The organism is Rheinheimera sp. B2H12 (assembly GCF_059620065.1).
Genome location: NZ_CM184363.1, coordinates 1,375,120 through 1,396,403, shown reverse-complemented (window position 1 = coordinate 1,396,403; position 21,284 = coordinate 1,375,120). Strand labels below are relative to the sequence as shown.

21 protein-coding genes and 4 tRNA genes are annotated in these 21,284 nt (G+C 49.8%); 13 read left to right on the top strand and 12 right to left on the bottom strand.

The window, feature by feature from the left end; all coding sequences use genetic code 11:
* Positions 1-36 precede the first annotated feature (36 nt).
* The 7 genes from cmoA to AC53GJ_RS06215 all read left to right on the top strand — a co-directional run bounded on the left by cmoA (position 37) and on the right by AC53GJ_RS06215 (position 5,725).
* Positions 37-807: a carboxy-S-adenosyl-L-methionine synthase CmoA gene (gene cmoA, locus AC53GJ_RS06245; protein ID WP_496731673.1), complete on the top strand. Its 771-nt coding sequence runs from the start codon at positions 37-39 to the stop codon at positions 805-807.
* Positions 800-1,765 (top strand): tRNA 5-methoxyuridine(34)/uridine 5-oxyacetic acid(34) synthase CmoB, encoded by a 966-nt coding sequence (cmoB, locus tag AC53GJ_RS06240; protein WP_496731672.1) that lies wholly within the window; start codon positions 800-802, stop codon positions 1,763-1,765. The genes cmoA and cmoB overlap by 8 nt, the downstream gene beginning before the upstream one ends.
* Before the next feature lie 38 nt (positions 1,766-1,803).
* Entirely contained in the window at positions 1,804-2,712 is a 909-nt protein-coding gene (locus tag AC53GJ_RS06235; RefSeq protein ID WP_496731671.1) for a LysR family transcriptional regulator, read from the top strand.
* On the top strand, positions 2,712-3,122 hold the full coding sequence (locus AC53GJ_RS06230; protein ID WP_496731670.1) for a hypothetical protein: 411 nt from the start codon (positions 2,712-2,714) through the stop codon (positions 3,120-3,122). Before AC53GJ_RS06235 ends, AC53GJ_RS06230 begins: the two co-directional genes overlap by 1 nt.
* Positions 3,123-3,251: 129 nt before the next feature.
* Positions 3,252-4,304 (top strand): phosphoribosylformylglycinamidine cyclo-ligase, encoded by a 1,053-nt coding sequence (purM, locus tag AC53GJ_RS06225; RefSeq protein ID WP_496731669.1) that lies wholly within the window; start codon positions 3,252-3,254, stop codon positions 4,302-4,304.
* 4 nt (positions 4,305-4,308) lie between these two features.
* Positions 4,309-4,965, top strand: a complete 657-nt coding sequence (gene purN, locus AC53GJ_RS06220; RefSeq protein WP_496732772.1) for a phosphoribosylglycinamide formyltransferase — start codon at positions 4,309-4,311, stop codon at positions 4,963-4,965.
* Positions 4,940-5,725 carry a DUF3108 domain-containing protein gene (locus tag AC53GJ_RS06215; protein ID WP_496731668.1) on the top strand — a complete coding sequence of 262 codons (786 nt, stop codon included), beginning with the start codon at positions 4,940-4,942 and terminating at the stop codon, positions 5,723-5,725. Before purN ends, AC53GJ_RS06215 begins: the two co-directional genes overlap by 26 nt.
* A gap of 67 nt (positions 5,726-5,792) precedes the next feature.
* On the opposite strand, the gene AC53GJ_RS06210 is transcribed toward AC53GJ_RS06215, so the two are convergent.
* Positions 5,793-6,563: a class II glutamine amidotransferase gene (locus AC53GJ_RS06210; RefSeq protein WP_496731667.1), complete on the bottom strand. Its 771-nt coding sequence runs from the start codon at positions 6,561-6,563 to the stop codon at positions 5,793-5,795.
* A gap of 229 nt (positions 6,564-6,792) precedes the next feature.
* On the opposite strand from AC53GJ_RS06210, the gene fadE reads away from it, so the two are divergent.
* Both fadE and AC53GJ_RS06200 read left to right on the top strand, forming a co-directional pair.
* Positions 6,793-9,258 (top strand): acyl-CoA dehydrogenase FadE, encoded by a 2,466-nt coding sequence (fadE, locus tag AC53GJ_RS06205; protein ID WP_496731666.1) that lies wholly within the window; start codon positions 6,793-6,795, stop codon positions 9,256-9,258.
* Between the two features lie 268 nt (positions 9,259-9,526).
* Complete coding sequence (locus AC53GJ_RS06200) at positions 9,527-9,892, top strand: 2Fe-2S iron-sulfur cluster-binding protein (RefSeq protein ID WP_496731665.1); 366 nt, start codon at positions 9,527-9,529, stop codon at positions 9,890-9,892.
* Between the two features lie 160 nt (positions 9,893-10,052).
* Here the strand turns inward: AC53GJ_RS06200 and AC53GJ_RS06195 are convergent.
* The 4 genes from AC53GJ_RS06195 to AC53GJ_RS06180 all read right to left on the bottom strand — a co-directional run bounded on the left by AC53GJ_RS06195 (position 10,053) and on the right by AC53GJ_RS06180 (position 10,475).
* Positions 10,053-10,129 (bottom strand) — tRNA-Pro (locus AC53GJ_RS06195).
* A gap of 44 nt (positions 10,130-10,173) precedes the next feature.
* A tRNA-His gene (locus tag AC53GJ_RS06190) sits at positions 10,174-10,249 on the bottom strand.
* A gap of 34 nt (positions 10,250-10,283) precedes the next feature.
* A tRNA-Arg gene (locus AC53GJ_RS06185) sits at positions 10,284-10,360 on the bottom strand.
* Positions 10,361-10,398: 38 nt separating this feature from the next.
* Positions 10,399-10,475 (bottom strand) — tRNA-Pro (locus AC53GJ_RS06180).
* Positions 10,476-10,725: 250 nt separating this feature from the next.
* On the opposite strand from AC53GJ_RS06180, the gene folD reads away from it, so the two are divergent.
* Positions 10,726-11,586, top strand: coding sequence for a bifunctional methylenetetrahydrofolate dehydrogenase/methenyltetrahydrofolate cyclohydrolase FolD (gene folD, locus AC53GJ_RS06175; RefSeq protein WP_496731664.1), 861 nt, complete (start codon positions 10,726-10,728; stop codon positions 11,584-11,586).
* A 102-nt stretch (positions 11,587-11,688) separates the two neighbouring features.
* On the opposite strand, the gene cysS is transcribed toward folD, so the two are convergent.
* A complete protein-coding gene (gene cysS, locus AC53GJ_RS06170; RefSeq protein WP_496731663.1) occupies positions 11,689-13,068 on the bottom strand; it encodes a cysteine--tRNA ligase in 1,380 nt (459 codons plus the stop codon).
* 187 nt (positions 13,069-13,255) lie between these two features.
* Here cysS and AC53GJ_RS06165 point away from each other — a divergent pair, with 187 nt between their 5' ends.
* Entirely contained in the window at positions 13,256-13,750 is a 495-nt protein-coding gene (locus tag AC53GJ_RS06165) for a peptidylprolyl isomerase (protein WP_496731662.1), read from the top strand.
* Entirely contained in the window at positions 13,743-14,522 is a 780-nt protein-coding gene (locus AC53GJ_RS06160; RefSeq protein WP_496731661.1) for a UDP-2,3-diacylglucosamine diphosphatase, read from the top strand. The genes AC53GJ_RS06165 and AC53GJ_RS06160 overlap by 8 nt, the downstream gene beginning before the upstream one ends.
* Here AC53GJ_RS06160 and miaE read toward each other — a convergent pair whose 3' ends face one another.
* Positions 14,523-15,305: a tRNA isopentenyl-2-thiomethyl-A-37 hydroxylase MiaE gene (gene miaE / locus AC53GJ_RS06155; RefSeq protein WP_496731660.1), complete on the bottom strand. Its 783-nt coding sequence runs from the start codon at positions 15,303-15,305 to the stop codon at positions 14,523-14,525. It lies immediately after the preceding gene.
* Positions 15,306-15,526: 221 nt separating this feature from the next.
* Between miaE and AC53GJ_RS06150 the strand changes: the two genes are divergently transcribed.
* Entirely contained in the window at positions 15,527-16,126 is a 600-nt protein-coding gene (locus tag AC53GJ_RS06150; protein WP_496731659.1) for a Yip1 family protein, read from the top strand.
* 103 nt (positions 16,127-16,229) lie between these two features.
* On the opposite strand, the gene purF is transcribed toward AC53GJ_RS06150, so the two are convergent.
* From purF to accD, 5 genes are read right to left on the bottom strand one after another with little or no spacing between them, the layout of a single operon-like run.
* A complete protein-coding gene (gene purF / locus AC53GJ_RS06145; protein ID WP_496731658.1) occupies positions 16,230-17,744 on the bottom strand; it encodes an amidophosphoribosyltransferase in 1,515 nt (504 codons plus the stop codon).
* A gap of 6 nt (positions 17,745-17,750) precedes the next feature.
* On the bottom strand, positions 17,751-18,254 hold the full coding sequence (locus AC53GJ_RS06140) for a CvpA family protein (RefSeq protein WP_496731657.1): 504 nt from the start codon (positions 18,252-18,254) through the stop codon (positions 17,751-17,753).
* 60 nt (positions 18,255-18,314) lie between these two features.
* Positions 18,315-19,106, bottom strand: coding sequence for an SPOR domain-containing protein (locus AC53GJ_RS06135; protein ID WP_496731656.1), 792 nt, complete (start codon positions 19,104-19,106; stop codon positions 18,315-18,317).
* The gene (gene folC, locus AC53GJ_RS06130; protein WP_496731655.1) at positions 19,103-20,389 is read right to left on the bottom strand and encodes a bifunctional tetrahydrofolate synthase/dihydrofolate synthase; all 1,287 of its coding nucleotides are present in this window, start codon (positions 20,387-20,389) and stop codon (positions 19,103-19,105) included. The genes AC53GJ_RS06135 and folC overlap by 4 nt, the downstream gene beginning before the upstream one ends.
* A gap of 6 nt (positions 20,390-20,395) precedes the next feature.
* Positions 20,396-21,268, bottom strand: coding sequence for an acetyl-CoA carboxylase, carboxyltransferase subunit beta (accD, locus tag AC53GJ_RS06125; RefSeq protein ID WP_496731654.1), 873 nt, complete (start codon positions 21,266-21,268; stop codon positions 20,396-20,398).
* Positions 21,269-21,284 lie beyond the last annotated feature (16 nt).

Sequence of the window (21,284 nt, the reverse complement as noted above, 5' to 3'; positions counted from 1 at the left end):
CAAGCGGCTTAAATCGGGTAAACTAGCCAACAATTGATGAACATTGACGATTTTGTCTTTATGCAAAAAGATTTTATTTACGCCGAACCACTGGCGCAGGTGCAGGACTTTTGTTTTGATGCCACAGTGGCTGAAGTTTTCCCGGATATGATCCAGCGCTCTGTGCCTGGATATCAGACCATCATCCAGACCATTGGTAAATTAACGCAAAAATATCAACAGCCTCAGAGTAACTACTACGATTTAGGTTGTTCGCTGGGGGCTGCCAGTCTGGCCATGCGCCGTCAACTGGATGATAACCAGAGCAAAATTATCGCCATTGATAATAGCCCGGCCATGGCCGAGCGTTGTCAGCGTCATCTGCAGTCGTTCCGCTCTGAGGTACCCGTCGAAGTGCAACTGGCGGATATCCGCGATGCTGATATCCAACAGGCAGCCATGGTCGTCAGTAATTTCACTTTGCAATTTTTACCGAAACAACACCGCGATCAACTGGTGGCAAAAATTTACCAGGGCTTAAAACCTGGGGGCATTTTTATTTTGTCGGAAAAAATTGTCGAAGCCGATCCGCTGACCCACGAACTGCTAATCGATTTGCATCATGATTTTAAAAGAGCCAACGGCTATAGCGAACTGGAAATTAGTCAAAAACGCACTGCGCTGGAAAACGTGATGCGACCGGATACCCTGGCCGAGCATCAGCAGCGCTTTGCCACAGCCGGTTTTGCCAGCAGTGTGGTCTGGTTTCAATGTTTTAATTTTTGCTCTATGGTTGCTATCAAAGCATTGGAGCCAGTGCATGCTTGATTTTAATGATTTTTTTGCTGCAATTGCCAAAACACCACTCAGTGGTTGGTTGCAAACTTTACCAGCGCAACTGGCCAACTGGCAGCGGGAAGCCTTACATGGTGATTTTAAGCAGTGGCAAAAAGTGCTGGCCAATCTGCCGGTTAGTCAAAGTTCAGCCATCGATATCAGCAACCAGGTTAGTTTTGGTCGGCCGGACGAACTATCGGACGGCGCTAAACAACGGCTGGAAGTGCTGTTACGCCAACTGATGCCATGGCGTAAGGGGCCTTTTACCCTGCACGGCCTGCATATTGATACCGAATGGCGTTCCGACTGGAAATGGGATCGGGTGTTACCCCATCTGGCACCGTTAGAGCACCGCTATGTGCTGGATGTCGGTTGTGGCAGTGGTTACCATTTATGGCGGATGCGCGGCGCTGGTGCCACTTTTGTGGTCGGCATCGACCCAAGTCAGCTGTTTTATGCCCAATTTCAGGCCATTAAACATTTTAATCCGGATCCAGCCGTGCACTTAATTCCGGTTGGCATTGATGAGATGCCAGAGCTGAAAGCCTTTGATACGGTATTTTCGATGGGCGTGTTGTATCACCGTCGCTCACCAATTGATTTTTTAGCCCAGTTAAAAAACCAACTGCGCCCTGGCGGCCAGCTTGTGCTGGAGACCTTAGTGGTCGAAGGCGATGCCACCACAGTGCTGGTACCCGGCGAGCGTTATGCCAAAATGCGTAATGTCTGGTTTATTCCCAGTTGTGCTGCATTATTGGGCTGGTTGCAACGGGTCGGTTTTAAGGACGCCAAAGTGGTGGACCTGAATCTGACATCGCTGGATGAACAGCGTAAAACCAACTGGATGGAAAATGAAAGTCTGATTGATTTTCTTGATCCAACTGATCATAGTAAAACCATTGAAGGTTATCCGGCACCTTTGCGTGCTGTGATCATTGCAACAGTCTGATCAGTTTTGGCTGGTCCAGCCCTGAAAACAGGAAGCATATGCCGTACCGCCCCAAATCAACGTTAGAACAATGGCGGATTTTACAGGCGGTAGTGGATGCTGGTGGTTACGCCCAGGCGGCCGAGCTGCTGAATAAAAGCCAGTCCAGTCTGAACCATGCCGTCGCCAAGTTACAAAATCAGCTTGGGGTGGAATTGTTGCAGGTGATTGGCCGCAAAGCTTTTTTGACCGATGCCGGTGAAGTGATGCTGCGCCGTTCGCGTTTGCTGACGCAACAAATTGAAGATCTTGAATTGCTGGCGGCCAGCATTGATATTGGCTGGGAACCGGAGATCAGGATTGCGGTTGAACTGATTTACCCGAAAAACTATTTATATCAAGCATTAGCAAAGTTTTATCCGCAAAGCCGTGGCAGCCGTATTCAGATCATTGACACTGTGATCACCGGTACCACCGAAATGATCCTTGAAGCCAAAGCGGATTTAGTGATTGCAGCCACTGGCGTGATCCCAAAAGGTTATCTGGGAGAACCCGTGTACATCGCGCATCTGATCCCGGTGACTGGCAGCACTCACCCACTGGCAGCCGAAAGCAGTCTTGGGCTGGAACAGCTCAGTCAGTTTTTGCAAATTGTGATCCGCGATACGGCCAGTAAACCTCAGGATGGGCCCGGCGGCTGGCTCAAAGCTGAACAACGCTGGACTGTCAGTAACTTTTATGAAGCCATTGAAATTTTAAAAAGCGGCATTGGTTTTTGCTGGTTGCCGCAACATCTGGCTGAACCTTATCTGGCCCAAGGCTTACTTTGCCGTTTACCACTGCAACAAAGTTCTGAGCGCTTGGTCCCGATGTCATTACTCACCCCCAAAGAAGAAAAACTTGGGCCGGGCAGCCGGCAGCTGCGTCAATTAATCCTTGCTCTTCATGGCAAAGCTGAGGTCCTCTGATGATTGCTAAATCCGAACTGGCAGAACTGATGCAACAAAGCGCCAGTGATGCTGTGCACTATGCCGCCGCTGAACATTTGATCACGCTGGATTTCAGCCTGGAAAGTGTCAGTCAGGTTGATCACATTCTTTACAGCTGCCATTTACGGCATCAGTTGAAAAGATTCAGTGATGAACATTTATTTACCCTCAGTTCGTTATTTGCCGCTTATCTGGGGCAAATTTTTATCGATCGGATTGGTGGGGAATGGATCCAGCTGCGCACCGAACAAGGTGCGCCTCATTTATGTGTGGCATACCGTGACAAACAATACCCGCTAGCATCCTTGTGTTATCACAAAATTGTCGATGATGCTGCGTTGAGCCTGGAAAAATATCTGCAACAAGCCATGCATAACAACACGCAATAAAGCTGTGGAAACAGCGTCCACTGACAAATCTGCCATCCGGATAGCCATAAACCTTTTGTCTGAAGCCAGAACAGGTTAAAATGCGCCGGATTTTTTGACCCGTATTTATTTCAGCCATCGAGGATTACCGTGAGCGAGCAAAAAACTTCCTTAAGTTACAAAGACGCAGGCGTAGACATTGATGCCGGTGAGGCTTTGGTCGATCGGATCAAAGGCGCCGTCAAACGCACGACCCGCAAAGAAGTGATCGGTGGTCTCGGTGGTTTTGGTGCTATGTGCCAAATTCCGGCGGGTTACAAAGAGCCGGTATTAGTGTCAGGCACCGACGGTGTTGGCACTAAACTGCGCCTGGCAATTGATTTAAACCGTCATGACAGTGTGGGTATCGACTTAGTGGCGATGTGTGTCAATGACATCGTGGTGCAAGGCGCTGAACCGCTGTTTTTCCTCGATTATTACGCCACAGGCAAGCTGGATGTTGATGTTGCGGCCAGTGTAGTCAACGGCATTGCCAATGGTTGTGAATTATCCGGTTGTGCCTTGGTTGGCGGTGAAACGGCCGAAATGCCTGGCATGTACCACGCAGGCGACTATGACATCGCTGGTTTTTGCGTTGGTGTGGTGGAAAAAGCTGACATTATTGACGGTTCTAAAGTCAAAGCTGGCGATCAAATCATTGCGCTGGCCTCTTCTGGCCCACATTCCAATGGCTTTTCCCTGATCCGCAAAATTCTGGAAGTCAGCGGTCAGACCCCAGATGCACTGCTGGATGGCAAACCACTGGCGGATCATCTGATGGCTCCAACCCGCATTTATGTGAAAAACCTGCTGGATCTGATTAAAGCGGTGCCAGTGCATGCGCTTTGCCATATCACTGGCGGTGGTTTCTGGGAAAATATCCCACGGGTACTGCCAGAACTGACCAAAGCCGTCTGTAACGAACAAAGTTATCAGTGGCCAGCCATTTTTGACTGGCTGCAACAACAAGGGAATGTGACCCGCCATGAAATGTATCGCACCTTTAACTGTGGCGTTGGCATGATTGTGGTGGTCAGCCCGGACAACCTGGCCACGGCATTACAATTCCTGCAAGACGCTGGCGAAACTGCTTGGCATTTAGGCGAAATCCAAACGGCTAGCGCCACCGAAGCCCAGGTGATTATTCCCGGAGTGAATGCCTGATCCTATGAAATCAATAGTCGTACTGATTTCTGGCAGCGGTTCTAATCTGCAGGCGATTTTGGATGCATGCGCGGCCGGCTTTATTGCCGGTCGGGTCAGCGCCGTTATTTCTAACAAAGCAGATGTCTATGGTTTGCAACGAGCCAGTGATGCCGGCGTACCGGCACTAGTGCTGGACCACAAGCAATTTGCTGACCGCCAGACTTATGATACTGCGCTGATGGCACTGATTGACCAGCACCAACCGGATCTGGTGGTGCTGGCTGGCTTTATGCGCATCCTGACACCCGCTTTTGTCGGCCATTATCAGGGCCGGCTGCTGAATATTCATCCGTCGTTATTGCCCAAGTATCAGGGCTTACATACCCATCAGCGGGCTATAGAGGCCGGTGATCAGCAGCATGGTTGTAGTGTACATTTTGTCACAGCGGAACTGGATGGCGGCCCTGTGGTGCTGCAGGCGAAAGTACCAATTTTTGCCGGCGATGATGTCACAGTGGTGGCAGAACGTGTACATGAACAGGAACACCGGATTTATCCATTGGTTGTGCGTTGGTTTTGTCAGGACCGTTTACAACACCAGTCAGATAAGGCATTGTTAGATGGCCAGATTTTATCAGCCAACGGATATGCCGATGATGAAGATCACAATGAAGCATAACTGGCGCCTGTGGGCGCCTTTTTTTTACCTGAGTTGTCTGTCAGTATCCGCAGCTCAGACACCACTGCCAACTGCCGCCGCGCCTCAGGTGGCAACGCCACAAGCCGAAAATCATGCCCCCTTGCTGCGCAGCTTTGAGGCTGGTTATCAGGTGTTTCGCTCCGGCAAACAACATGGCGAAGCCAGTCGCTATCTGAAACAGCAGGACGGCCAGTATGAGTTGGGTTATCACAGCAAAGTCAGCTGGTTTTTATTTAAGGATGAGCGCAACGAAAAATCGCGTTTTAGCTTAGTCAACGGCCGCATTCAGCCATCTTTTTATCAGATGCAGCGTAGTGGTACTGGCCCGAACCGGCACTATGAACTGAATCTGGACTGGAGCAAACAACAACTGCGGGTAGACAAAACACAACAGCTTAAACAAGTACAGTGGAATGCGCAGTGGTTGGATTTGCTCAGCTTTCACAGTCAGATCGTGCTTGATTTAAAAGCTGGCAAAACTGACTTTGTCTACGATGTGCTGAATCGGCATGGTGAAACCCGTAATTACAAGTACAAAGTCGCGACCGAAGAATGGTTGTCTTTGCCTTACGGCAAAATTAAAGCGTTGCGGATTGAACGTTACGGTCAAAGCCCGGATAAACAGGTGTATGCCTGGATAGCACCGGAGCTGGATTATTTGTTAGTACGGCTCTGGCAATCCGAAGATAACGTCGAACAGTTTGATGTACAGCTGAAAAGTTATCAGCCAACGCCTTGAAATAAACCCCGCGAGCCAAGCTCCGCCAGACTGAAGGCTGGTGAAGCTTGGCTCGCGAAACTTGCAGTTACAGCAGTTGTAATTCTCCGCGCTGGAATAAACAAGCCTCCCCTGGTTGCAACGCTGTCCATTGCTCATTCGACGTCAGCGGTAAAGTTGCAACGATAGTCACTACATCCTTTGGTGTGGTTTCACGACTAAAATCAATATCGACATCCACATCCGATAATTGGGCATGACCAAAAGGAGCCCGTCTGGTGATGTAATGTAACTTGGTGCTGCAATAACAAAACAGCGAGGCACCATCTGACAGCAACAAGTTAAATACTCCCAACTGGCGCAACTGATCACTGAGCTGTTTGACCACTCGATACAATCTTTGGCGCGCAGGTGGTTTATCCGGATAACGCCTTGCCAGTTCAGACAAGATAAAACAAAACGCATGTTCACTGTCGGTGGTGCCAACTGGCCGGAATCGCCCCAGCGCTAACTGTTGATACCCGCTCAGTTGACCATTGTGAGCGTAGGTCCAGTAGCGGCCCCACAGTTCGCGCGTAAAAGGATGGGTATTTTCCAGCGCAACCCGACCACGATTGGCTTGCCGGACATGCCCCACCACCACATTACTTTTAATCGGATAATCAGTCACTAATCTGGCAACTTCGGATTGATGGCTGGCCTGGGCATCTTTAAAGGTGGACACCCCTTTGCCTTGGTAAAAAGCAATACCCCAGCCATCTTTATGCGGACCGGTATTACCGCCCCGCTCTTTTAAACCTTTAAAACTAAAACAAATGTCAGTTGGTACATTGGCCGACATGCCGAGTAATTCGCACATAGATTCAATTGCATGCAAAAATGATGAAGTAATGAGTGAACCTTAACAGGGCTCTGGTCGAATAAACAGACTCAATTGGCATAAACTGAGGAAAACAACGGCCTGCGCAGTGAATAACAGAAAAGTTGACAGCCATCGGACTACACTGTTGCAGGAATCTCTTGCATCTTATGCCGAAGCGTTTTACCCTTAAGCTTTTAGTGGTCAGACCTCTTATCAGGAGACAAATATGGATTTATTAATTTTTAGCCTCAGCCTGCTGCTGGCTGTTGGTGTACTGGCTTACCACAGAGCCAGCCTCACCCTGTTCAGCGCCGTGATTGCTGCCGTGTTAGCCATTGCGACCATAGCAGATGTGATTGGTTTAGTTGGCTGGTTGATTTTTGCTGCTATTGTCCTGCCGCTGAATATTGCCAGTATCCGTCAACAGTACCTGACCAAACCGCTGCTGAAACTGTACCGTAAGATCATGCCGGAAATGTCGACCACAGAAAAAGAAGCCATTGATGCCGGTACAACCTGGTGGGAAGGCGATTTATTCCGCGGTAATCCGGATTGGCACAAGCTGCATAACTTCCCGAAACCACGCTTAAGCGCGGAAGAACAGGCATTTCTGGATGGTCCGGTAGAAACGCTGCTGGCCATGGTCGACGACTGGCACACCACCCATGAGCGCGCCGATTTATCCCCTGAAGTGTATCAATATTTAAAAGATCAGGGCTTCTTCGCCATGATCATCAAAAAACAATATGGCGGTCTGGAATTCTCTGCGTTCGCCCAATCTTGTGTGCTGCAAAAACTGACCAGCAAAAGCATGGTGTTGTCGAGCATTGTCGGGGTTCCGAACTCATTAGGCCCTGGTGAGCTGCTGCAACATTATGGCACCAAAGAACAACAAGATTATTATTTACCACGCCTGGCGAAGGGCCTGGAAGTGCCTTGTTTTGCCTTAACCTCGCCGGAAGCCGGTTCTGATGCCGGTGCCATTCCGGATGTTGGTATTGTCTGTAAAGGCCAATGGGAAGGCAAAGAAGTACTGGGTATGCGCCTGACCTGGGATAAACGTTATATCACGCTGGCACCTATCGCCACTGTATTGGGTCTGGCGTTTAAACTGCAGGATCCGGAAAAATTATTAGGTGACAAAGAAGAACTTGGCATCACTTGTGCCCTGATCCCGGTCACCACACCTGGTGTGAAAATTGGTCGTCGCCATTTCCCACTCAACGTGCCGTTCCAGAATGGTCCGACCCAGGGCAAAGATATTTTTGTACCACTGGATTACATCATCGGTGGACCCAAAATGGCAGGCCAGGGCTGGCGCATGCTGGTTGAATGTTTATCTGTCGGTCGTGCTATTACTTTGCCTTCGAACAGCACAGGCGGTATCAAAGCAGCAGCGCTGGCTACAGGTGCTTATGCCCGTATTCGTCGTCAGTTCAAACTGCCGATCGGCAAAATGGAAGGCGTAGAAGAAGCAATGGCACGGATCGGCGGTTATGCCTACATGGCCGATGCGTCGACCACGATGTCGGTTGGTTCTATTGACTTGGGTGAAAAACCGTCCGTTATCTCGGCAATTACCAAGTACCATATGACTGAGCGGATGCGTCAGGCCATTATCGATGCGATGGATGTGCATGGTGGTAAAGGCATCTGTATGGGACCAAATAACTATCTGGCCCGTGGTTATCAGGGCGCACCTGTGGCAATTACCGTTGAAGGCGCTAATATCCTGACCCGCAATATGATTATCTATGGTCAGGGCGCTATCCGCTGCCATCCTTATGTGCTGGCGGAATTACAAGCCGCACAGCTGGAAGATGAACGGGCGGCAGTGACCGCGTTTGACCGGGCGTTATTTGGTCATATTGGCTTTAGTATCAGCAACTTCTTCCGGACATTCTGGTTATCTGTCAGTGGCGCAGCTTTTAGCCAGGCACCTTACAGTGACGAAACGGCGCGTTATTACAAACAAATGAATCGTTTCAGTGCAGCGCTGGCACTGATGTCAGATGTGGCGATGGCGACACTGGGTGGTGATTTAAAACGGCGGGAGCGTATTTCAGCCCGCTTAGGTGACATTCTGTCGATGCTGTATCTGACTTCAACAGTGCTGAAAAAGTACAACGATGAAGGTCGTCAGGTGCAGGATTTACCGCTGGTACAATGGGCTTGTGAAGACAGTCTGAGCAAAGCGCAGCATGCGCTGGATGAGCTGTTTGATAACTTCCCGAACCGACTGGTGGGTGCAGTGCTCAAACGCGTGGTGTTCCCTTGGGGTCGGACTTTACGTCGTCCGGCTGACAGCCTGGACCATAAAGTTGCCCGCATTATGCAAACACCTTGCGAAGCCCGCAGCCGACTGGGCAGCCACTTGTACCTGACGCAGGAGCCAAACAACCAGTTAGGCTTACTGGAAAAGGCCCTGACTGACATTCTGGCGGCAGAACCGCTGTTTGATAAAGTGGTGCACGCAGCCAACAAAAGGTTGCCATTCTACCGCTTGGGTGAAGTTGCAGCCCTTGGCTTAGAACTTGGTGTGTTAAGCCAGGCTGAAGCAGAAAAACTACGGATCGCCGAAGCTGGCCGTTTGCACGTAATCAACGTTGATGACTTCGATCCGGCAGCGCTGATGGCCGATAAGTCACTGCTCACGACGACGACTGTGGATAAAGCCGAACAAGCAGCCTGATAGTCGTTTCATTCAGTAAATAAGCCCGGTTCGCCGGGCTTTTTTTATCGTAACAGCAACGCCGCCTCCCGCCGACCATCCCGCTTAGCTCCCCCCAGTGCCATATCGTGCTACTGCCTTTGCCCCGCCTTACCAATCCAGGCTTTTGCCGCTTTGCCAAGATCAGGCTGGCATGGTCATTGGCAAAAAGTCTGCGACATAACCAGTGGTAAAATTCAGCTACACTGTAGTGATTTCAGGCTTGGCATAACATAGCATGGAGGTGGTAATGGCCTTTGCTTGGTGGCGCAAAACACAATATTTTCAGCTCAGCATTGGGCCTTATAAGTTACCGATTACACCGGAGCAGACCTTACTACAAGCAGCCAAAGCGCATGGCATCGAGATACCGCACGGCTGTAATGTCGGTTGTTGTGGCTTGTGTCGTTGTCAGTTGCTGAGTGGCCAGCTGGATGCCCCCTCCACCGCTGAGGCACTCAGCTTAACGGCAGCAGAGCTATCACAGGGGATTTTTCTGGCCTGTCAGCACAAAATCTGCGCCGATAGCGTGGTAAAAATTTTACCTGCGCCGCTGTCAGCGAGTGGCTCAATGGTTGCCATCAAGCCAAGGTATGATGCTTCATCAACAGGATAAAGCACTAACAGCAAGCAAGCTCACTGATCAGCGCAACTGATAAGCTATGCCGCAGCGGCTTTGTTGAAGCATTAAGGCTGTGATTTAAAAAATAAAAGGAAGCAAATAGAAAGAGGAACTAGAGAAAAAACGGAAGATAATCAGACATCTCGTACAGAGATGGTCGGTGATGCAAGATTCGAACTTGCGACCCCTTGGACCCAAACCAAGTGCGCTACCAAGCTGCGCTAATCACCGACTTTAATCTTTGGAACCTTGAGCAGAAAATCCTGAAAACTGATTGGGGTGGCTGATGGGGCTCGAACCCACGACAACCGGAATCACAATCCGGGGCTCTACCAACTGAGCTACAGCCACCACGGTATCAATTTTACAGTTTCAATTAAGATAGTGGCGCGTCCGATAGGACTCGAACCTATGACCCACGGCTTAGAAGGCCGTTGCTCTATCCAGCTGAGCTACGGACGCAACAAGTGCAGTCACAGAGCGCATACTAACTTAAAAGATGGTCGGTGATGCAAGATTCGAACTTGCGACCCCTTGGACCCAAACCAAGTGCGCTACCAAGCTGCGCTAATCACCGACTGAGTTACATCACTGCAACGGGGCGCATCTTACAACTCAGCCCTGAATGCGTCAAACATTTTTTTAGCGAAAAATTTCGTTTGATTATAATTTGAGCCCTTAACTGCATTTTTGTGCAGAAAGGCAACAATATGGCTGATTTTTAACTGGTTTTCGTACTCCCTGCACTGGCTACTGATTAATGCTTGGCGCTATGGCCCGACCATGAGAAAATGCCGCAACTTTTCAAATCAGACAGAGGCGCTTTGATGGCAGCACAGATTATTGATGGTAAAGCGGTTGCACAGGCAACCAGATCCCAGGTAGCGGCACGGGTACAACAACGACTGGCCGCCGGCAAACGAGCCCCAGGCCTGGCGGTAGTGCTGGTTGGCGTTGATGCGGCTTCACAAGTTTATGTGGGTAGCAAACGCAAAGCTTGTGAAGAAGTCGGTTTTGTCTCTTTCTCTTATGATTTACCGGCCGACACCCGCCAGCAGCAGTTAATCGAGCTGATTGACCAACTGAACGCGGACACTGCGGTGGATGGCATTCTGGTGCAACTACCTTTACCAGCTGGCCTGGACGCGTCTGCCATTCTGGAACGGATTAACCCGCTCAAAGATGTCGATGGTTTTCATCCTTACAACATTGGCCGGTTAGCACAGAGGATGCCAGCCCTGCGGCCTTGTACGCCCAAAGGCATCATTAAACTGCTGCAAAGCACTGGCGTTCAAATTCGTGGCATGGATGCGGTGGTGGTTGGCGCGTCGAATATTGTCGGCCGGCCTATGGCGCTGGAATTATTACTGGCCGGTTGCACCACCACTGTGTGCCACAAATTTACCAAGAATCTGGAACAGCAAGTGCGACGGGCTGATTTGCTGGTGGTCGCGGTCGGTAAAGCTGAATTTATTCCGGGGGACTGGGTCAAACCTGGTGCGCTGGTGATTGACGTTGGGATTAACCGGCTGGAATCCGGCAAACTGGTTGGCGATGTCGATTTTACCAAAGCCGTTGAGCACGCCCGCTTTATCACCCCAGTCCCTGGCGGTGTTGGCCCAATGACAGTGGCTTGCCTGATTGAAAATACCTTAGAAGCCTGTGAGCAGTTCCACGACGGACAATAATCCTTTGCTTATCGCAATTTAACAAAAAAGCGGCGACTGCCGCTTTTTTTATCCTTGGCCTTTAGTACGCAAAAGCGGGATAAAGGCCAGACAATAGCTCGCTTAACCACGTCGCCAGTTGGTCACGCCATTTTTATCTTCAACCACTATGCCTTTTGCCGTTAAGGCGGCACGGGCAGCATCAGCCGCCAGCCAGTCTTTTGCAGCACGAGCAGCGTTGCGCTTTGCAATTAAAGCTTCAATTTCAGCCACGTCATCTTCTGAACCACCGGCTTGCAGGAAAGCTTCCGCTTCGCCTTGTAAAATACCCAGCACAGCCCCCAGTTCAATCAATACCGCCGCCAACTCAGCCGCTTTCACCGGATCTGTGGTTTTTTCTTTATTGATATCCCGTGCCAGTTCAAATAACACTGGTAACGCCAGTGCAGTATTAAAGTCATCATCCATCGCTTGTTTAAACTGCGTCACGTAGCCGTTATCCAACGAAACGGTACTCGAGGGCGTGACGCCCCGCAAAGCGGTGTAAAGCCGTCCTAACGCAGCGTGCGCCTGTTGCAGGTTTTCAGCTGAATAATTCAGCTGGCTGCGATAATGGCTTGAGATCAGGAAATAACGCACTGATTCCCGGTTGTACTCTGCTAATACATCTTTCACTGTAAAGAAATTGCCCAGCGACTTCGACATTTTTTCTTTATCAACCTGCACCATACCGGTGTGGATCCAGGTATTGACGTAGCGCGTGCCATGCGCGCAGCAAGACTGGGCAATTTCATTTTCATGATGCGGAAATTGCAAATCCGAACCTCCACCATGAATATCAAAATGATTGCCCAGATGTTTGGCGCTCATAGCAGAACATTCAATATGCCAGCCCGGCCGGCCTGAGCCCCAAGGCGAATCCCAGCTCGGTTCACCTGGTTTGGCCATTTTCCACAACACAAAATCCAGCGGATCATCTTTAGCCTGATCCACTTCAACCCGGGCACCCGCCTGCAACATTTCCAGATTTTGCTGACTGAGCTGGCCATAATCGGCATAAGTGCTGACATCAAACAGCACATCCCCGTCAGCGGCGACATAGGCATGTTTTTTACTGAGTAAGCTCTCAATCAGCGCAATAATTTCCGCCATATGGGTGGTGACCCGCGGTTCAATATCGGCGGGTAATAAATTCAGCGCCTGAAAATCTGCATGCATCGCCTCGGTATAACGTGCGGTCAATGCGTCACAGCTTTCACCGTTTTCATTGGCGCGACGAATAATTTTATCGTCAACATCGGTGATATTGCGCACATAAGTCACCTCATAACCACTGAAGCGTAAATAACGATTGATCACATCAAAAGCGACATAAGTCCGGGCATGACCCACATGACAGAAATCATAAATCGTAATACCGCACACATAGAGGCCAACTTTGCCAGGTTGCATCGGAACAAAAGTCTCTTTTTGACGGCTTAACGTATTATAAATCTGTAACATGGTTTCCCCTGACAAGGCCTAATCGAAAAAGCGATAGTGTAACACCGGTGTTAAGCGCAGGCTATGGTCAGTTCAACAGAGTTCGGCAGCAAACTGCGCCTTGCAGTTGCTTTGATCCAGCTTTGTGTTCCGGGGATCTTGCGCTAAACTAGCCGCCAATTTTGCATCCCCATTGAAGGAAGACATCATGGTTAGCTTACATACCAATTTTGGCGTGATTAAACTGAATTTATTTGCTGATAAAGCGCCGCTGACAGTTGAGAACTTTAAAAGTTATGTCGCGGAAGGTTTTTACGATGGCACCATTTTCCACCGCGTGATTGATGGTTTTATGATCCAGGGTGGCGGTTTCACCCAGGATATGGAACAAAAAGAAACTAAAGCGCAAATCAAAAACGAAGCCAATAACAAAGTTGCCAATAAAAAAGGCACTATTGCCATGGCTCGTACCAATGACCCGCATTCTGCCACTTGTCAGTTTTTTATTAACGTCGCCGACAATAGCTTCCTGAACTTCACTGCTGAAAACGCGTCTGGCTGGGGCTATTGTGTGTTTGGCGAAGTCGTGGAAGGTTTAGATGTGCTGGATAAAATCCGGACGGTCAAAACCGGTCGCAAATCAGGTCACGCTGATGTTCCGGTTGAAAACGTGATCATCGAAAAAGCTGAACTGCATGGCTAAGGGTCTGACCCTCGTTATTGCTGATCTGCATTTAAGCCAGGAAAGAGCGGATATAACCGCCGCTTTCCTGGCGTTTCTACAGCAGCATGCTGTGCAGGCAGACGCACTTTATATTCTCGGCGATTTATTCGAGGTCTGGATTGGCGATGACAACCCTGCCCCACTGCTGAACACTGTGGCAACTGGCTTACAGCAATTAGCTGCGCTGCAGATCCCAGTCTATTTTTGTCATGGTAACCGCGATTTTTTATTGAAACAGCATTTTGCCAGACGCGCTGGCATGACACTGTTACCCGCGGCCTCTATTGCGGAATTATACGGCAAAAAAACCTTGTTGATGCATGGTGACAGTTTATGTACGCTGGATTATGGTTATCAGAAATTTCGCCGCTGGTGGGATCAACCCTGGTGGCAATGGCTGATTTTAGCCACGCCCTTGTGGTACCGCCAACATCTGGCACGCAAAGCCCGTCGCATCAGCAAAGCTGATAAACAGCAAAAAACCGCCATAATTATGGACGTTACTCCCGAGGAAGTGCCGAAGGTGATGGCCGAACATCAGGTGCAATACCTGATCCATGGTCATACCCACAGACCGGCAGTGCACCAGCTCAGCTTACCGGATGGTCAGCCAGGCTGGCGTTATGTGGTCGGTGACTGGTATCAGCAGAGCTCTTATCTGGCGATAACACCGGATGACTGGCAATTGCATTTCCAAACGTTGCCCGCAGCAAGCAATGTGCTATCAAGCGTCGCAGTCAACCAACCATAGTCAACCTGCTTTCGTTGGCTGTTCCGGCAGTGGGTCACCACTGTGAAACTTAAAGTCCGCATCCGGGCTGCTGACGAGTTCAGCTTCTAACTGGCCAAAATACTGCACCCTGGCACTGATATCAGTTTTACTGATCACCTGTGCCAGTTGCAGGTAATCGCTAAAATGCCGTGCTTCCGAACGCAACAATGACTGATAAAAGCTTGCCAGTTCAGGGTCAACCAACTCAGCTAAGGCCGCAAACCGCTCGCAGGAACGTGCTTCAATATAAGCGCCACAGATCAGTTTATCGATCAGAATTTGCGGCTCATGGGTTTTACAGTGTTGGATCAATGTTTTAGCGTAACGACTGGCGCTGATATTCTGGTATGGAATACCGCGAGCCTGCATAATTTCCAGTACCTGGCAAAAATGATGCAATTCTTCCCGGATCAGCAATACCATCCGATCGATAATCAGATCCGAATGACTGAAATCAGAACGGCCGATAATACTTTTTTGCAGTTTTTCCGCTTGTTTCAGGCTGGCCAGATCGCCGTTAAACCGATAGGTAAAATCTTCAAACGGCTGCAGCCAATGCAGTAATATCACAGAACTTTCTTTATCACAGGCATAGCGGCGCAGCAGATACATCGCAGTCTGCGCAGCTTTTAGCTCACACACCAGATGATCTTGCAGCAATATCGGCAGCCGCTCTGCTTTGGCCGCTTCAGCCAGCCAGCCGGCCGGGGTGGTACATTGTAAAAATTGATAAACAGGTTGAAGTAATTCAGCAAATTGCATAAGACCCTCGCAGTTGGCGGCATTATAGTGGAATGCGCCCCTGTCGGGCTACTGGCATGCTCGGGATCAGCAACTGCCGCAATAAAGCAGCACCGCAACGACTTTATTGCACAGTTTTTCAACAAAGCTTGACGGCATGCCTTCTGTTGGCCATAACTAATGATGAGTGTTGATTTGTCACTCAGGCAACTTCAGTTTTGCAGTCGACAAGGATAATAAAAATGATACTAAACCATTTATGGGGGCTCTATGCCCATCCAAAAGAAGAATGGCAGACCATAGACGCTCGTCACGAAAGCCTGAAATTCAGTTTGATCCATATTTTACTCGTTGCGCTGATCCCATCAGTTTGCGCCTATTTCTCCGCCGTGCATATCGGCTGGAGCATTGGGGTGGGTGAACCTATCAGTCTAACCCCAGATAGCGCCATTAAAATGGCTGTGGCTATGTATGTCGCGCTGATCCTCGGCGTTTTTGCGCTGGCTTATCTGGCGCACTGGATGGCTCATACCTTTGGTTCAGAACCAACTTATACCCAGACGCTGGAGCTGGCCTCTTATACTTCAACCCCATTGTTTATGGTTGGGATTGCAGCGCTTTATCCTGAGCTGTGGTTTGTGATGTTGGTTGGACTGGCAGGTCTGTCTTATTCCGTCTATCTGCTGTATGTAGGGGTGCCAATCCTGATGCACATTCCGGAGGAGCGTGGTTTTATCTATGCCAGCTCAGTCGTGACTTGTGGCTTGATTTTACTGGTCTGTGTATTGGCTGCGACAGCCATGTTATGGAGTTCCGGTTTCCAGCCGATTTATACCCATTAGTATGGACAAGAAACAGTCACGGCACAGCCACTGATGTTTATCTGCGGGTCATGCGATCAAAAAAGGGAGCTTAGCTCCCTTTTTTGATCGCATGATGACAGCGTTAACTGCCTTCGTTGTAAGTTTCCAGATTACCGGCCATTTGTGCCGGTTTGCCGCCTTTGGCCGCTTCATTGCGCGCAGCATCGAGTTTATTGAGGTATTCCTGAGTGATGTCATTGGTGACGTAAATGCCATCAAACACCGAGGTCTCAAACTTTTTGATATCCGGATTTTCGCTGCGCACTGCATCGACCAAATCGGCCAGCGACTGGAAAATCAAACCATCGGCACCAATGATTTTACAAATGCTGTCCACATCGTGACCGTGGGCAATCAACTCGTTGGCAGATGGCATATCGATGCCATATACATTCGGGAAACGAATTTCCGGTGCTGCCGAAGCAAAATAGACTTTATTAGCACCAGCTTCACGAGCCATATCAATGATTTGCTCAGAGGTGGTGCCACGCACAATAGAGTCATCAACCAGCAAGACGTTTTTACCTTTAAACTCCTGCCAAATAGCATTCAGTTTACGTTTCACCGATTTTTTCCGTGCGCCCTGGCCAGGCATAATAAAAGTCCGACCAATATAACGGTTTTTAACGTACCCTTGCCGGTAAGGCAAGCCTAATTCATGGGCGATTTGCAAGGCAGCATCGTTACTTGTTTCCGGAATTGGAATCACCACATCAATATCCAGGTGCGCCCATTCTTTTTTGATTTTTTCGCCTAATTTTTTCCCCATCGCAACCCGTGATGCATAAACAGAGACGTTATCAATAGTCGAGTCTGGCCGGGCAAAATAAACATATTCAAAAATACAGGGGGTATAGGTCGGGTTTTCGGCACATTGCTGGCTAAACAGCTGACCATCTTCAGTGATGTAAACCGCTTCGCCAGGCGAAACGTCACGCAGCACGGTAAAACCATCCGCATCAAGCGCTACACTTTCAGAGGCCACCATATATTCGGTACCAAGTTCAGTTTCACGTTTGCCCATCACCAGCGGACGGATACCATGCGGATCCCGAAACGCCACCAGACCATGACCAATAATCAGCGCCACCACCGCATAACCACCCCGTACTTTGCGATGCAGATTGGTGACAGCACGGAAAATCGCTTCTGGCATCAATTGCATTGACCCATCGCCCTGCAGTTCATGCGCCAGCGCATTGAGCAGCACTTCGGAATCTGAACTGGTATTGACATGACGGCGCGCCACTTTAAATAACTCGGCTTTGACTTCTTCCGCGTTGGTTAAATTGCCATTATGCGCCAGCGCCAGTCCGAACGGGCTGTTCACATAAAAAGGCTGGGCTTCAGCAGTACTGGATGAACCTGCGGTTGGATAACGGACATGACCGATACCCATGTTGCCCGCCAACCGTTCCATATGCCGCTCTTCAAACACATCTTTCACCAGACCATTGGCTTTGCGCAGGCGCAGCCGGTTCTGGTCAACAGTGACAATGCCGGCAGCATCCTGACCGCGATGTTGTAAGACGGTCAGACCATCGTACAACGCTTGATTGACCGGATATTTACCTACAATACCAACAATACCACACATGAAACCTTACCTCGTCAGCGCTGATGTCTGTTGCATAAAACTTGAGTTGTCTTTCAGGTAACTGAAAAACCACTCAATAATGAAATCAAATTCTGGGATCAGGACTGAGGCTTTCCACCAGTCGGATCCGGCTGAAGGCGTAAATGCATCCAGGAAAAATAACAAAGCGCTGACCACCAGTACGCCACGCAGCGCACCAAATAGCAGACCCAACAGACGGTCAGTACCACTGAGCCCGGTGGATTGGACCAGCTTACCAACCAGGTAATTGCATAACCCGCCCAGCAATAAGCAACTGATAAACAAAGCGCCGATAGCGACTGCATTTCTAATTAAGAGATTGTCGATATTAGAGAAAAATGGGGCGAGATAAGGATAATAATGACTGGCGACGAAAAACGCCGCAATCCAGACGATCAATGAGATGGCTTCTTTAACGAAGCCGCGGATCAGACTGATAACAGTCGATAATCCAATTATTGCCAGAATGGCGTAATCAACCCAGACCATTTGCTTCCACAGGGATGCTTGATGACGGCGCGCATTCTACCAAACTGCGCGCCGCTTAGGCTAATTATTTTCAGCCGGTGAAAAGGCACTGACCTTCAGCGTCGAAATATTCGCTAGTTGCTGCAGCTTTGGTAAGCTTGTTTCCAGCTTGTCTTTTTGCAAATCAGGTCCCACCACCACACTGATCATGGTTTGGCCCTGACTATTCACAATTTTCCGGCTAAAGGTCGCAAAGCCTGCTTCACGTAACTTGGTCACCAAGGCGTTGGCATTTTGTTCTTTACTAAATGAACCAACTTTGACCACCCAGGCCGACTGACTTAAGGCTTTTGCGGCCGGTTTAGTTGCCGGCAACACTTGCGGTTCAACTGTTGCTGTCTGCTTGGTAGCAGTCGCAGCGGGTTCGGCTGACGTTGTGGTCGCAGCATCAACTGGCTTGTTAGCGACAGTGCCGCCAGCCGCTTGCTGTGGCTGAGCGGCTACTGTATCAGCGGCTTTGCTCACCATCTGCGCACTGTTATGCACTGGTGCAGCAGCTTTGCTGTCGGTGCTGATGGAAGCATATTGTTGATCCGGCAACACATCCTGCGTTGGTGCCGGATCTGTGCCAGTATCCAGCACCGGTTCATTCTCTACCGGCAGTGCCAAGGCGTCAGCGCGACTGGCATCGTGTTGCGCCCGCTGAAATACCTGTTGTTCTGCCACTTGGGCAAATTCAGGCCGATCCGGGATCGCTTTAAAGTCATCTTTGTTAACCTGTTTTTGCCCATCCAGCAAATCCGGTAAAAATACAATAGCGGCAATCATCAGAATAGCGCTACCAATCAGGCGATTTTTAAATACTGCAGTCATAGCTTTTCCTGCTGCCACAACGTCATAAACTGCGACACTGTGACAAATGAACCAAATACCAACACTAAATCATCTGAGTGCAACTGTGGTTTTAACTGTTGCCACGCACTAGCCAGGGCATCATAACACTGCAGGTTGCTACCTACCGGTAATTGAGCAGCCAGTTGCTCCGCAGCCGCCCCACGAGGCGGTGGTAGCGTGACACAATGCCATTGTTGCACCCAAGGCGCCAACGAACGCAGACTCTGGCTGACATCTTTATCTTTTAACATACCAACCAGCGCATGCACCTGACGGAAACGCGGCCTCAGCACGCCTAACTGAGTCGCCAGATAGGCGGCTGATTGTGGATTGTGCGCCACATCAATCATCACGGCAGGTGCGGATTGTAACCATTGCATCCTGCCCGCCAAAGTCAGGTTTTTCAGCACTTTAGCAACTATGTCAGCAGACGGCAATAACGCCAGAGCGGCCAGACAGGTCAAACAGCTGGCCATGTTTTGCAGCGGAAGCTGCGGTAGCGGTAAGTCCGATAACCGCAACTCAGCACAGTGCCAATGCCATAAGGTGCCACAGTCAGACAAGTGATAACTGAAATCGTGCTGCTGGCGCCAGGTACGACAGTGCAATAACTCCGTTTGTGCAAGGACAGACCGCGGCGGGTTCGGATCACCAATCACGGTCACCGCATTGGCGCGGAAAATACCGGCTTTTTCCCGGCCGATACTTTCCCGGTCATTACCCAGAAAATCCTGATGATCCAAATCCACTGTGGTCAGCATGCTGGCATCCGGGCTGATAATATTGGTGGCATCGAGCCGGCCGCCTAAGCCAACTTCAATCAGACAGATGTCGACTTGCTGTTGTTTCAGGATGGCAAAAGCTGCCAGCGTGGTGAACTCAAAATAAGTCAGCGCAACTTCTGCCCGTAAGGCTTCCACTTGCGATAAGCCTTGCACCCACAGTTCATCAGAGACATCCTGGTCATTGATCCGCAGTCGCTCATTAAAGCGCAATAAATGCGGCGAACTATAAACACCGACCCGGTAACCTTGTGCCAGCAGCAGTTGCTCCAGACATCGGGCACTGCTGCCCTTGCCGTTGGTACCACCAATCAGAATTTTGATGCCAGGCAGTTGCTGTAACTGACCGCGTTCGGCGACCTTCAGCACCCGTTCCAGGCCAAGTTCTATTTTATCAATCGGATGACTTGCTTCGATATAAGCCAGCCAGTCGGCCAGAGTGTGGCGCGACAGGCTGTTAACAGAGACAGGAGAGTTCATATCGCCTTAGGCGACGCGGTTCTCCGATACAGGAGAAGGCAATCGCATGAATTTTGCTACTAATCGCGCAATTGTATCGCGCATTTGGCGGCGGTCAACAATCATATCAATAGCACCATGCTCTAACAGGAACTCACTGCGCTGGAAACCTTCAGGTAATTTCTCCCGAACGGTTTGTTCAATGACGCGTGGACCGGCAAAACCAATCAGAGCATTTGGTTCACCAATGTTGACATCACCCAGCATCGCCAGACTGGCAGAAACCCCGCCCATGGTCGGGTCAGTCAGGACCGAAATATAAGGTAAACCTGCTTCACTGAGTTTAGCCAGCGCCGCACTGGTTTTCGCCATTTGCATCAAAGACAACAAGGCTTCCTGCATCCGGGCTCCGCCAGACGCTGAGAAACAGACAAAGGGTACTTTGTGCTCCAGCGCAAATTCAACGCCTTTGACAAACTTAGCGCCCACCACAGACGCCATGGAGCCGCCCATAAAGTTAAACTCAAAACTGGCGACCACTACTGGCATGCCTTTGAGTGAACCGCGCATCACCACCATGGCATCCTTTTCGCCGGTTTCTTTTTGCGCTGCAACAATACGGTCTTTATAACGTTTGGAATCTTTAAACTTGAGGATATCCTGCGGCTCCAGCTCAGCAGCCAGTTCAACACCAGTATTGGTATCGAGGAAACTGGCCAACCGTTCACGGGCATTAATCCGCATATGGTTATCACATTTTGGACAGACGCCCAGCTGGCGATCCAGATCGGCCTTGTACAACACAGCGTCACAGGCGGTACATTTTGTCCATACCCCTTCCGGGATATTTCGACGCGCCGAGGACGAGGTTCTGGGCAGGATTTTTTCTAACCAACTCATAAGTATTCCTTTGTCT

Bases quoted from the DNA above. Each gene is read 5' to 3' on its own strand.
- cmoA (WP_496731673.1), top strand. From the start codon at position 37: ATGAACATTGACGATTTTGTCTTTATGCAAAAAGATTTTATTTACGCC.
- cmoB (WP_496731672.1), top strand. From the start codon at position 800: ATGCTTGATTTTAATGATTTTTTTGCTGCAATTGCCAAAACACCACTC.
- AC53GJ_RS06235 (WP_496731671.1), top strand. From the start codon at position 1,804: ATGCCGTACCGCCCCAAATCAACGTTAGAACAATGGCGGATTTTACAG.
- AC53GJ_RS06230 (WP_496731670.1), top strand. From the start codon at position 2,712: ATGATTGCTAAATCCGAACTGGCAGAACTGATGCAACAAAGCGCCAGT.
- purN (WP_496732772.1), top strand. From the start codon at position 4,309: ATGAAATCAATAGTCGTACTGATTTCTGGCAGCGGTTCTAATCTGCAG.
- AC53GJ_RS06215 (WP_496731668.1), top strand. From the start codon at position 4,940: ATGATGAAGATCACAATGAAGCATAACTGGCGCCTGTGGGCGCCTTTT.
- AC53GJ_RS06210 (WP_496731667.1), bottom strand. From the start codon at position 6,563: ATGTGCGAATTACTCGGCATGTCGGCCAATGTACCAACTGACATTTGT.
- fadE (WP_496731666.1), top strand. From the start codon at position 6,793: ATGGATTTATTAATTTTTAGCCTCAGCCTGCTGCTGGCTGTTGGTGTA.
- AC53GJ_RS06200 (WP_496731665.1), top strand. From the start codon at position 9,527: ATGGCCTTTGCTTGGTGGCGCAAAACACAATATTTTCAGCTCAGCATT.
- folD (WP_496731664.1), top strand. From the start codon at position 10,726: ATGGCAGCACAGATTATTGATGGTAAAGCGGTTGCACAGGCAACCAGA.
- cysS (WP_496731663.1), bottom strand. From the start codon at position 13,068: ATGTTACAGATTTATAATACGTTAAGCCGTCAAAAAGAGACTTTTGTT.
- AC53GJ_RS06165 (WP_496731662.1), top strand. From the start codon at position 13,256: ATGGTTAGCTTACATACCAATTTTGGCGTGATTAAACTGAATTTATTT.
- AC53GJ_RS06160 (WP_496731661.1), top strand. From the start codon at position 13,743: ATGGCTAAGGGTCTGACCCTCGTTATTGCTGATCTGCATTTAAGCCAG.
- miaE (WP_496731660.1), bottom strand. From the start codon at position 15,305: ATGCAATTTGCTGAATTACTTCAACCTGTTTATCAATTTTTACAATGT.
- AC53GJ_RS06150 (WP_496731659.1), top strand. From the start codon at position 15,527: ATGATACTAAACCATTTATGGGGGCTCTATGCCCATCCAAAAGAAGAA.
- purF (WP_496731658.1), bottom strand. From the start codon at position 17,744: ATGTGTGGTATTGTTGGTATTGTAGGTAAATATCCGGTCAATCAAGCG.
- AC53GJ_RS06140 (WP_496731657.1), bottom strand. From the start codon at position 18,254: ATGGTCTGGGTTGATTACGCCATTCTGGCAATAATTGGATTATCGACT.
- AC53GJ_RS06135 (WP_496731656.1), bottom strand. From the start codon at position 19,106: ATGACTGCAGTATTTAAAAATCGCCTGATTGGTAGCGCTATTCTGATG.
- folC (WP_496731655.1), bottom strand. From the start codon at position 20,389: ATGAACTCTCCTGTCTCTGTTAACAGCCTGTCGCGCCACACTCTGGCC.
- accD (WP_496731654.1), bottom strand. From the start codon at position 21,268: ATGAGTTGGTTAGAAAAAATCCTGCCCAGAACCTCGTCCTCGGCGCGT.